The sequence below is a fragment of the Simiduia agarivorans SA1 = DSM 21679 genome, from assembly GCF_000305785.2.
In the GTDB taxonomy this organism is placed as follows: domain Bacteria; phylum Pseudomonadota; class Gammaproteobacteria; order Pseudomonadales; family Cellvibrionaceae; genus Simiduia; species Simiduia agarivorans.
This window is the reverse complement of record NC_018868.3, coordinates 3,254,038-3,264,966: the sequence shown is the minus strand read 5'-3', so window position 1 is coordinate 3,264,966 and position 10,929 is coordinate 3,254,038. Positions and strand designations below refer to the sequence as shown.

Below are 10,929 nucleotides of genomic sequence, written 5' to 3'. Positions count from 1 at the left end.
CCAAATTCCACATAAAAACCCATCACCGATTGGTATCAATTGGCCTAAATTCAGCGGTTTTTACTAACGGCGAAATTCTTTCTAATACGAAATAACTAGAACAGATAGGTCACCTGCTCTCCGACCCATAAACTGCACATTCGTACCAAACCTGTAAGCCCTTTACCACCGGTTATGGAACGCCCATACAAACTAGCGCAGGGAAGCGGCCAAAACGTTGCCGCCCCATTGGCACTGCCAGTATGATCGGCACACTTTGTATCAAGGAATGATGTAATGAACGGATTCGGCTCTCCCGCCATCGGCGGCGCCCGCGCGCTGGGATTTCAACCCGCTCTATCGCTTGCAGAACGCAATCACTTTGTCACATTTTCAGAAAACACCAAGGGCCGCTCGGGCAGACCCGTTTTTATCGATGCCCGGCTATTACCCCAGTTTCTGAGCCTGATTGATGTGGACACCGCCAAAGGCCAACGCATCGTGCGCGGCATTGAGGGACTCAGATCCATTGGCGGCGGCATCAGTAGCTACCAGAGCATCTCGCGTGCGGCGCGACATATGAGCCTGCTGGAAGAAATTGAAGTCTATTATTTTATTGAGCAGGCACAGGGTAATGGCATGCCGGCCGGATTGTTTATCACAAGCTTAAAGCGGGTCGCTAAAGGCGCTTCGGTCAAAGCAGATATCTACCTTGTCGATAAGTCAGGCTACACCGCCACAAACAATACATTTTTTACTTTAAATGATGCCGCTTTAAGCAGCGCAGCCAGCGTTGGCGACTCCGTTTCCGAAACCGCAAAGCATGCGGCCCCAGATGGATGGGGCGGCATAGCCACTCGCGAAGTTTTCTTCATACCCTCAAAGCTTGCCAACGAAAAAGGGAACTGGCTTTGCCCAATGGAGAAACAATCAAATCCTGTTGAGATTGAAAACAAAATTTCTCACACCTTAGAGCAGACTCAAAAAAGACAGCAGTCGCTTAAAAAGGGAGAACCTATCCGTATACAAATACACGGTGAGGCATGTAAATTCATAGCTGGAGCTCTCAATAGAAGTTCAGGACACATTGATTCGTTAGATTTCCAATTCATAGAGCCTGTGGGGAATATTGCACTGGCTATAAATTCGATAAAGAACAAAAATGGAAAAAATTCGAGCCCTATAATTTCAACCAATAAAGCGAGTTTAATCTCGTTATCGCAAGTGCGTTTTCAACTCAGCCAAGCACTTTCTGATACCCATGAAAAAAAACTCTCCAAAGGTGTAAAAGAATCAACGGCGGCAACCACGGCGATATTGAATGCCTCACGTTCAATATCAAATAACTCTGTTTTTTTAAATGCAGTAAAACAAGCCAATCGATTGGGCAGATGGACAAAATAGTGATCGATTCCGATTTGCCTTTCAAAGACGCAATCCCAACCAACATTACCATTGGCGATAGAGTGCTTTGTTTAGTGCTGCCCATCCATGGATTTTGTCAACTAAAAATCGACAATCCAGTAGTAAACTTAGATTGCAGAAAGACCGTTCTGCAGTGTGATGAGGCCGGCAACAGGCATTGCGACATACTCCGTCAGGACTGGACATACAGATACCAATCCCGAGAATCCATTGCCGGCAGCATGAACCTCCACTTGTATGTCCAAATGAACAACATGAGCAAGAACTTGCTGGACACCGACTTACTGAAGGCGCACCTGATCACACTATTCGAAGCCAGAGAGAAATTTGCCCGCAACATAAAAGCCGAGAATGCTGCTTGGACTGGTGAACCCCTGGATACAACACCAACGTATCTGTACCCAAAAGCCTCTTCTCATTTCTCCGAGCGCACTTCAGGCAACTTTGTGTTTCACGTTGCCAGGATGGGAGGCCCATTTGATGAAATCCGACCGTGGCACTACTACCTCCCTGTTCGCAACGATGCATATATCTGTTTTTCCTTTGCTCCGGAGGGTTTCCCCCTTGAAGACTTCACCGACCCCGAAGCCCGCGACGCCTTCCTGCAAAGCCTGACTGAGGACTTCATGGGTCGCATGCAGATAACGGCAAATCATCCCGTTTCCGCATAATCCCAGAAGGGAAATTCATTTTTCCCTTCGCCGCCGGCCCGCTAAGCTTGGGGAGTCCTGAAAATAGCGGAGCACCCCCATGCAAACCTGCGGCGAGTTGTTAGCAAAATACCTTGAGGCCTATGGCATTGAAGTGGCCTTTGGCATTCCCGGCACCCATACCATCGAGCTGTACCGGGGCCTGCCGCAGACCCGCATCCGGCACGTCACACCCCGGCATGAACAGGGCGCCGGATTTATGGCCGATGGCTATGCCAGAGTAACCGGCAAGCCCGCTGCCTGCATCACGGTATCCGGCCCCGGCGCATTGAACATTGCCGGCGCCATGGGACAGGCACTGCAGGACTCCCAACCCATGCTGGTCATATCCGCCGACAACAACACCTGGCAACGCGGGATGGGTGAGGGACGATTGCACGAAACCCGCAATCTGCAGGCCGCCATGGCGGAGTCCGCGCGCTGGGCGCATACGCTGACGAGGCCGGAAGAATTAGCCAAGGTCATGGCGCGCACTTTTGCCATCTTCCAATCCGAACGCCCTGGCCCCGTGCACCTGACACTGCCACTGGATGTCATTACCGCGCCCGCCGGTCACCTGTCTGTCGAGGTCTGGCCGCTGCCAACCCGGCCGGCCGCCAGTGCCGCTTCAGTCGCCACCGCCGCCAGCCTGCTCAACAGCGCCCGGCGCCCATTGCTGGCGCTGGGCGGCGGGTGTGCCGATGCACAGGCCGAGGTGCTGGCATTGGTTGAGGCGCTGCAGGCACCGGTAAGCCTCACCCACAATGCCAAGGGACTGCTGCCCCCGGACCATCCGCTATTACTCGGTTCCAACCCAAGTTTTGCCAGCATCCGGCACGAATTCGAAACGGCAGATCGGGTGCTTGCCATTGGCACCGAACTGTCAGAAACCGACTACGACTTCTTTTTCGAGGGCGACTTTGCCATTGGCGGCGAGCTGATCCGGGTGGATATAGCCAACGATCAATTGAGCCGCAACTGCCGGCCCAGCCTCGCGATTCAAGCCGATGCCGCCAGCTTCTGCACCGATCTGCAACCCATGCTGAAAGCGTCCGCGGCACGCACCGCTGACAGTCAGGCCCGCGTGCAAGCGGCAAAGGCCAAGCACCAGAACGAACAACACCCGGGCTATCAGCGCTTTCTGGATGCGTTGCTGGCGGCACAGCCGGACGCGATTATTCTGGGCGACTCGACCCAGCCGGCCTACTATGCGGCCAACCAGTTCGACGCCCGCGCACCCCGCCGGTTCGGCTCCGCCGCCACTGGCTACGGCACGCTGGGCTGGGCCTTGCCGGCGGCGTTTGGCGCCAAACTGGGCCAGCCCCAGGCGCCGGTCATTGGCTTATTGGGCGATGGTGGCATCCAGTTTTCCATCAATGAATTGGCCACCGCAGTGGAAGCCAGGCTGGGTGTGGCCATTATCGTCTGGCACAACAGCTGTTACGAAATGATTGCCATGAATTTCCGCGACGCGGGTATGGAGCCGCAAGCCTGCGATATCTACTCACCGGATTTTATCGCCCTGGCCCGTGCCTACGGTTGCGAGGCGGTGCGCGCGACATCCCTGGATGCGCTCAAAGCCGCCCTCGGCCAGATCCCTGCAGACAAGCCGCTGCTGATTGAAGTACAGGAAAAGGACATGCTGGCGTCCTGAGGCAAGAGCGAGGGACTGTGGGGGCCGCCAGCCGCGACTGCAAACCTTTGCCCGGCTGCATCCTGCACCTATAATGGCGCCCCTGTTAAACCAGCACGCACCGGCTATGTCCCTACCCCACCTCACCGAAAGCTACCAACAGCGCTTTGCCGGCATTGGCCGCCTCTACGGCCAGCGGGCACTGGAAGCGCTGGCGTCAGCCCACTGCGTGGTCATCGGCATTGGCGGCGTGGGATCCTGGGCGGCGGAAGCGCTGGCGCGTTCGGGGGTGGGTGAAATCACCCTGATTGACATGGATGAGATCTGCGTCACCAACACCAACCGCCAACTGCACACGCTGACCACCACCATTGGCGCCAGCAAAGGCGAGGTCATGGCCGAGCGATTGCGGGGTATCAATCCGGAGATCACCCTGCACGTCATCGATGATTTTGTCGAACCGGAAAATGTGGCACTGCGACTGACCAAAGCCCACCACTGCGTGCTGGATTGCATCGACTCGGCGTTTGTGAAGGCGGCCATTATCGGCCATTGCAAGCGCCAAAAAATTCCGGTGATCACGGCCGGTTCCTCGGGCGGCAAAACCGATCCGCGCCAGATCAGCACATTGGATCTGGCCAAGACCACCAATGACCCTTTGCTGGCCAAAACCCGCAATAATCTGCGGCGGCTCTATCACTTCAGCCGCAACCCCAAGCGTAACTTTTCCGTGGAAGCCGTCTACTCCACCGAGCAATTAAAATTTCCCACACCGGAAGGCGGCGTGTGTGAAAACAAATCGGCACTGGGCGAGAGTGTGAAACTCGACTGCAGCGGCGGTCTGGGCGCCATCACCATGGTGACCGCCAGTTTCGGCATGGTGATGGCCAGCCGCGCCGTGGAAAAACTCATTCAGCGCAAAGCGCCTGCAGACGCACCAGCAACGCCCTGAGCCCGTTATTGCGCGAAGGCGACAGGTGCTGACTGACACCGGCATCGGTCAACGCAGGCAACAGGCGCGACATACAGGCCGGATTGCATTGCGTCCCGTTGAGCTCACCCAACACCAAAACTGCCAGGCCTTTGACAATGCGCGAATCGCCATCCAACGCAAAAAACCAATGACCGTCGCGCTGCTCGGCCTGCAACCAAAGCGACGTTTCACAACCCCGCACCAGAAATTCATCCTGTCGCAACCACAGTTTGGCGTCCACCGCCTTGCCCCACTGCAGCAATAAACGGTATTTTGCCTGCCAATGACCCGCCGCTTGCAAAGCCTGAAACGAGGCCGGGCTGAACTCTTCTTGATAATTCCAGGCTTTCAATGCCACTCAACCTTCAGCTACTGTTAACGCGCTATTGTAACGTAAGGCACCCACGATGAAGCTTTCCGATTCAACCCAACGCTATGGCACACTGACCCAGACCCTGCACTGGCTGAGCGCCGTGCTGGTGATCGGCTTATTCGGCTTGGGGCTCTGGATGGTGGAACTGGGCTACTATGACGACTGGTACCATGACGCGCCGGCCCTGCATATCAGCTTTGGTCTGGTATTGGCGGCGCTGACTGTCATCCGGATGCTCTGGCGCGCCGTACAAAACGGATCACCCCCGCTGGAAGGCAGCCGGGTCACACGCGCCGGTGCCAGCGCCAGCAAAATTATGCTCTACCTGCTGTTGTTGTTTATGGCAGTCAGCGGTTACCTGATTACCGGCGCCGATGGCAGTGGCGCGGATTTTTTTGAGCTCGCCACCCTGCCATCTTTGTTGACGCTTGGCAGCGACAGCGTGGACTTACTGGGCGAGCTGCACGAATGGGCTGCCTGGGGTTTGATCTTACTGGCCGCAGGCCATGGTCTGGCGGCCCTGTACCACCATTTTATCGCGCGGGATTTAACCTTGGCCCGCATGTTACCTTTCACTCAAACCGGAGAACACAATGAACGCCGTTAAAAAAATTGCCCTCGGACTCTCCTGCACTGCGGCTCTGGCCTTAGCTACCCTGCCCGCGCAGGCGGCTGACTATGTCATCGACACCAAAGGTGCCCACGCCAGCGTGAACTTTGCGATCCAGCACCTGGGATACAGTTGGCTCACCGGCCGCTTCAACACGTTTTCCGGCGACTTTTCCTACGATGCCGCCAAGCCCGAAGCATCCAAAATCAACGTCACCATCGACATGGCCAGCATTGATTCCAATCACGCCGAACGCGACAAACACATCCGCTCGAGCGACTTCCTGAATACCGACAAGAACAAGCAGGCCGTGTTTGAAAGCACCGGCATCACCAACGTGACAAAAGACGGTGGCTTCGATCTCAACGGTAACCTGACCATGAATGGCGCCACCAAGCCCATCACCATTGCGGTGACCAAAGTGGGCGAAGGCAAAGACCCATGGGGTGGCTACCGGGTGGGTTTTTCCGGCGAAATCACCATCAAACCGAGCGAATGGGGCTACACCTACAACCTCGGCCCGGCCAGCGAAACCGTTAAGCTGTGGCTGAATGTGGAAGGTATCCGCAAGTAAGTCTTTACGCCGGGACCTGTGCACCGGCCTGATGGCTACCGAACAAGCTGACTTCCGCCGCGATCACCGCGGCGTGAAGCGCGGCCAGTGACTCGCCCCGCAATTGAGCCACACAATCGGCGACCCGCACCAACTGCGCCGGTTTATTCGGCTCGCCCTGAAAACCCGCCAGCGGCATGGAAGGCGCATCTGTTTCCAATAAAAAACTACCTGCCGGTAAGGTTTTGACCGTTGCCCGGGTTTTGCGCGCGCGCTCGTAGGTCACCACGCCGCCAATACCCAATAAAAAACCACGCGATAAAAAGTCGTCGGCCTGTGCGCGACTGCCACTGAAACCATGCACCAGCCCGCGCACGCCAGGGTAACCATTGAGCGCGCGGATTAATTCGTTATGGGCCTTGTGCGCATGCAGGACAACGGGCAGTTTACGCTGCTCCGCTACGGCCAATTGCATCTCCAGCCATGGCAGCTGTTGCGAAAGCGGCATCGCCCGCGCGCCGTCCAGTCCGCATTCACCCAACGCGACGGCCCCGTCAGACAAAGCCTCAGCCAAAGGCGCAGCCCAACGTTCCGGCGGGCCCTCCAGCCCATCCAACCACCAGGGATGAATGCCCAACGCATAACGCGCACCGGGCAATTGCTGCGCGAGCGCTTGGGTTGCACGCCAATGATCCGGCGCCACGCTCGGGATCAGCACACGCATCACGCCCGCAGCCCTTGCCTGCTGCCAATAGCCGCTGGCACCGGCCGCCAGCGGGTCGAGATCGAGATGGCAGTGGGAGTCAAACCAACCAGTTACATGCACCTGAGCTTCCTGAATACAGTTTGGTAAAGCCCACATGGTCAAGGCCGAGGGCCCCAAATACAAGGCTTTTGCTCGCCGAAAATCTCATGAACATCACGCCAGGATCAGCGGACACCCAAACAAAAAAAGCCGGCACTGGGCCGGCTTTTCAAAACTCAGATTATGGCGTTCAGGCGCGCTGTTGCCGCCGGCCTGCCCACAGCCCGATGACACCCAAGAGCATCAACAAGGCGCTGCCCGGCTCCGACACACTGGTTTGCCAGCTGTTGAATTCGGTCACATGACTGATGGTGTAGGAGCAGTTGTCGCAGTTGTATTTCAGGTTGAAGCCTGCGCTTAAGGCACCAATATCAACGACACCCCATCCCAGCGACGCCGTGTTCTCGAACAAGGCAAACCATTTGGCGTTTTTGATGATGTAGAAACCCGGGTCGCTCGCCAGTGCAAAGGCAATAATGTTATTGGCATCGGTCATGTAATAGTCGACCGTTTCGGTTTTCACATTGCCGAAATCCAGATCCAGCCCCAGAACGCCCTCAGCCCAGGCTTCTTCGGTCGCCGGGTTGGCATTGCCTGACTTTTGCATCTGCCCTTTCAGGATATCCAGACCGCCCACATCCACAGCGCCCTGATCGGTGGTAATCTGATAAGCACCAGCCTGAGCCGCCAGCACCAAACTGAAACCGGCCACTAACAACCGCAGACAATGCGTAAACATATTCAATTGATTCCCTTTAAACGGATTTCGGCAATCACTGCCTTTGCCACTATTCAGCAACTACTGAGGGCAATTTCCGCGCCAATATAAATAAGCCATGAGAATCAATAGGTTAAGTAAAGCCTTTGCACGACTGTGTAAGAATATCCGACAGAATCACCCGCTCCGCCCGAGCGCGTGCGCCGTTGCCATGCAGTGCGCAGACGGGTTTGTCGATAAACTTTACGTATCAGCCAAAGCTCACCAGCTGCTCGTCCCGGTCAAACACCAGATAACGCGACAGGTCCTGACCGGTGCGCAAATCACTGGTCATCTGATTGAGGTAGGGCTCGGCGTCTTTTTCGGTGGGCGGCACCTTGCCCTTGCCGGCCAGTCCCGCCACAAACACCATATTCCAGCCGGTGGAAACGCCATCCGCTTCCTTAACCAGGGTACTGAAATCCGTCAGCTGCGCGGGCAGCTTATCCACACACATCACCGGCGAAAGCGTGCCGCGGATTTCCGCGTTATCGTGGTCTTCCACTTCGGCATTGGCAAACAATAGCAACAGCCGCTGTGCATCGGGCTGTGTGGCGGCAATGGCCAGCAAATCGCTGAAATTATTGATCATGTTCCGGGTCTCCCATTGAGCATGCCATTGTGCAACCGGCGCAGCCCCGGGCATATGACCCAGATCAAGCCATTGAGGGCTGGGTCGACTCAGCGGTCTATATAGAGAACTGTATACAATCCCAACAAAGGACCTCGCACCATGTTGTCTCGCCGTATCGCACTCTGCGCCTGCCTGCTGGCAGGTCTGTTACTCGGCGCCTGCCAGCCAGGCGCCACCGGCACCGATATCCGCAGCTTCACACAAGGCATGCAGCATCAGGCAGGTTTGTTGCCATTAGATTATGCGCCGGATACCGGCAAGCTCTACCTCACCATCCCGCTGGATCAGCAGGAATACATTTACTATTTCAGCTTGCCACAAGGCCTGGGGTCCAACGATGTCGGGCTGGATCGCGGCCAATTGATGGGGCTGAACACCAAGCTGGTGCGGTTTGACGACGCCGGCGACAAGGTCCTGCTGCGCCAGCGCAATACCCACTATCGCGCAGAAACGGAAAACCAGCTGGAACAGCGCTCGGTGTCCGAAGCCTTCGCCGATGCGGTGCTGTGGGGCTTTCCCGTGGTGGCCCGCGAGTCTGACCGGGTACTCGTGGATGCCACCGGATTTGCCACCCGCGACAGCCACGGCGTGAGCCGGCGCCTGCAGCAAACCAAACAGGGCGATTACAGCCTCGACGCCAGCCGTTCAGCCATCTACCCGGCCCGCACCAAAGCCTTCCCACGCAACACAGAAATTGAAGCCACGGTCACCTTTACCGGTGACAACCCGGGCGAGTTTGTGCGCCAGGTCGCCGCCGATCCGCACGCCATCAGCTTGCGCATGCACCACAGTTTTGTGGCCTTGCCCGACAGTGATTTCAGCCCACGCGCGTTTCATCCGCAGAGCGGTTTTTGGGCGTTTGATTTCAAGGATTACGGCGTCGCCATCGAACAGGACATGACCCGACGCTACATTCCCCGGCACCGGTTGCAGAAAAAAGACCCGGGTGCCGCCCTCAGCGAAGCTGTTGAGCCCATCATTTATTATCTTGATCCGGGCACGCCCGAGCCCGTGCGCACCGCACTGCTGGAAGGCGGGCGCTGGTGGAACCAGGCGTTTGAAGCGGCCGGTTACAAAGACGCGTTTCAGATCCGGGTACTGCCGGCCGATGCCGATCCTCTGGATGTGCGCTACAACGTCATCCAGTGGGTGCACCGCGCCACCCGCGGCTGGTCCTATGGCTACGGGCTGACCGACCCCCGCACCGGTGAAATCATCAAGGGCCACGTAACCCTGGGTTCCTTGCGCGTCCGCCAGGACTATCTGATCGCACAGGGCATGACCTCGCCGTTTAACGATGACAATGCCGACACCGCGCCACTCTCTGCCATGGCGCTGGCACGCATCCGGCAATTGTCGGCGCACGAAATCGGCCACACACTGGGCATCGCCCATAACTTTGCCGCCAGCCCAAAAGACCGGGCTTCGGTCATGGATTACCCGCACCCGTTGCTCGCGCTGGAAAATAATCAGGTATCACTGACTCACGCCTACGCCGAGGGTATAGGCGAGTGGGACAAGCGCGTCATCCAATACGGCTATGGCGATTTTGCCGATGATCGGGCCCGGTTGGCCTTTATCGACCAATCGCGTGCCCTGGGCTTTGATTTTATTTCCGACCCCGACAGCCGCGCGGCGTCTGATTTCCACGCCACGGCGAGTCTCTGGGACAATGGCGCCGACGCCGCCGTCGCACTGTCCGACGTTATGGCACTGCGCGCCCATGCGCTGGCAAACTTTGGCGCACAATCGCTGGCCAGCGGGCGGGCCTATTCCGATCTGGAAGAAATTCTGGTGCCGGTGTATTACTTCCATCGCTACCAGGCCGAAGCGGCCGGTAAATGGCTGGGCGGCTACCACTACAACTATGGGGTAAAAGGCCAGGCCGGCGAGCTGCAGTTTACCCCGGTCGCCGCGGCCGACCAGTCGCGCGCACTGAATCAATTACTGGCCACCCTGAGCCCGGCCTTTCTGCAACTGCCTGACCAGGTGATCAAACATATCCCACCCAAAGCCTACGGCCACGAAAAAACCCGGGAAAGCACTCAGGGCTTTACCGGCGCATTACTCGACCCCGTCAGCATGGCAGAAGCCAGTGTCCGACACACTTACGCTATATTATTGGCCCCCGAGCGACTGGCCCGACTGGAATGGCAGGCGACCCATGACCAACATCCCCTGACAACCGGCGCGCTGCTGAATCAGATCTGGCTGACATTGAATCAGCCCGCAACCAATACTGAAGCAAGCACTCTGCAGTGGCGCAATCAACTCGCATTGTTCACGCACCTCAGTCACATGATGACCGATGATGTCCTGGCACCTGAGGTATTTGCCGCGCTTAAAGGGTTTGCACAGCACACGCTGGATAACACCCAGTGGCGCAAGGAGCCAAGGCATCAATACCTTAAACGCTGGGCAGAAAAAGCGGCCTCACAAATGCCGACCAATGACAAACTGAAAAAAGCGGCCATGCCACCGGGCTCGCCCATATAACC

The 10,929-nt window shown here is 57.0% G+C and carries 11 protein-coding genes; 7 read left to right on the top strand and 4 right to left on the bottom strand.

Going from position 1 to position 10,929, the window contains the following annotated elements:
* Positions 1-276: 276 nt before the first annotated feature.
* The 4 genes from M5M_RS14745 to tcdA all read left to right on the top strand — a co-directional run bounded on the left by M5M_RS14745 (position 277) and on the right by tcdA (position 4,678).
* Positions 277-1,383, top strand: coding sequence for a hypothetical protein (locus tag M5M_RS14745; RefSeq protein WP_015048292.1), 1,107 nt, complete (start codon positions 277-279; stop codon positions 1,381-1,383).
* On the top strand, positions 1,383-2,075 hold the full coding sequence (locus M5M_RS14740) for a hypothetical protein (protein ID WP_042455138.1): 693 nt from the start codon (positions 1,383-1,385) through the stop codon (positions 2,073-2,075). The genes M5M_RS14745 and M5M_RS14740 overlap by 1 nt, the downstream gene beginning before the upstream one ends.
* Before the next feature lie 79 nt (positions 2,076-2,154).
* Positions 2,155-3,747 (top strand): 5-guanidino-2-oxopentanoate decarboxylase, encoded by a 1,593-nt coding sequence (locus tag M5M_RS14735; RefSeq protein WP_015048290.1) that lies wholly within the window; start codon positions 2,155-2,157, stop codon positions 3,745-3,747.
* 106 nt (positions 3,748-3,853) lie between these two features.
* A complete protein-coding gene (gene tcdA / locus M5M_RS14730; protein ID WP_029880119.1) occupies positions 3,854-4,678 on the top strand; it encodes a tRNA cyclic N6-threonylcarbamoyladenosine(37) synthase TcdA in 825 nt (274 codons plus the stop codon).
* On the opposite strand, the gene M5M_RS14725 is transcribed toward tcdA, so the two are convergent.
* Positions 4,635-5,057 (bottom strand): SufE family protein, encoded by a 423-nt coding sequence (locus M5M_RS14725; protein WP_016389645.1) that lies wholly within the window; start codon positions 5,055-5,057, stop codon positions 4,635-4,637. The two genes, tcdA and M5M_RS14725, sit on opposite strands and share 44 nt — an antisense overlap.
* A gap of 49 nt (positions 5,058-5,106) precedes the next feature.
* On the opposite strand from M5M_RS14725, the gene M5M_RS14720 reads away from it, so the two are divergent.
* Together M5M_RS14720 and M5M_RS14715 are read left to right on the top strand one after the other, a co-directional pair.
* The gene (locus M5M_RS14720; RefSeq protein ID WP_015048287.1) at positions 5,107-5,679 is read left to right on the top strand and encodes a cytochrome b; all 573 of its coding nucleotides are present in this window, start codon (positions 5,107-5,109) and stop codon (positions 5,677-5,679) included.
* Positions 5,666-6,256, top strand: coding sequence for a YceI family protein (locus M5M_RS14715; protein WP_015048286.1), 591 nt, complete (start codon positions 5,666-5,668; stop codon positions 6,254-6,256). The genes M5M_RS14720 and M5M_RS14715 overlap by 14 nt, the downstream gene beginning before the upstream one ends.
* Before the next feature lie 4 nt (positions 6,257-6,260).
* Here the strand turns inward: M5M_RS14715 and M5M_RS14710 are convergent, their stop codons facing one another.
* The 3 genes from M5M_RS14710 to M5M_RS14700 form a co-directional block, all read right to left on the bottom strand.
* A complete protein-coding gene (locus tag M5M_RS14710; protein ID WP_042455134.1) occupies positions 6,261-7,097 on the bottom strand; it encodes a TatD family hydrolase in 837 nt (278 codons plus the stop codon).
* 133 nt (positions 7,098-7,230) lie between these two features.
* Positions 7,231-7,779, bottom strand: a complete 549-nt coding sequence (locus M5M_RS14705) for a PEP-CTERM sorting domain-containing protein (RefSeq protein WP_015048284.1) — start codon at positions 7,777-7,779, stop codon at positions 7,231-7,233.
* Positions 7,780-8,008: 229 nt separating this feature from the next.
* Positions 8,009-8,389 carry a hypothetical protein gene (locus M5M_RS14700; RefSeq protein ID WP_015048283.1) on the bottom strand — a complete coding sequence of 127 codons (381 nt, stop codon included), beginning with the start codon at positions 8,387-8,389 and terminating at the stop codon, positions 8,009-8,011.
* 141 nt (positions 8,390-8,530) lie between these two features.
* On the opposite strand from M5M_RS14700, the gene M5M_RS14695 reads away from it, so the two are divergent.
* A complete protein-coding gene (locus tag M5M_RS14695; RefSeq protein ID WP_015048282.1) occupies positions 8,531-10,927 on the top strand; it encodes a zinc-dependent metalloprotease in 2,397 nt (798 codons plus the stop codon).
* The last annotated feature ends 2 nt before the right edge of the window (positions 10,928-10,929 follow it).